Genomic DNA, 279 nt, shown 5'->3' with positions numbered 1-279 from the left:
GAATTCGATGCGCTGACGCTCGCCGTCTCGCAATGGAAAGGCGAGCTGGTGCGCTTCCGCTGTGGCCTGCCGGGCTCGACCGTTTCGGCCTATCGCGGCTCGGCCGGCGGCTGGAACTGCCGAGATGTGCGCCTCGTCGTCCAGCATCTGTCCTTCGCCGATCTCGACCCGGCAACCGAAGCGAAGCTGAACGACATTCCGACCAGGCTCAGGCTGCCGGTGGATCAGGTCGACCTCCTGATCGGCGCCGGCCGCAAGGCGCTCGAGATCAACCCCGAC

1 pseudogene is annotated in these 279 nt (G+C 66.7%); it reads left to right on the top strand.

From position 1 onward, the window contains the following. Positions 1-279 (top strand): annotated as a pseudogene (locus EN859_RS37750) (patatin); the annotation flags it as partial.

This window comes from Mesorhizobium sp. M00.F.Ca.ET.216.01.1.1 (genome assembly GCF_004010325.2).
Classification (GTDB): Bacteria; Pseudomonadota; Alphaproteobacteria; order Rhizobiales; family Rhizobiaceae; genus Mesorhizobium.
This window is presented reverse-complemented; position numbering and strand designations above follow the sequence as displayed.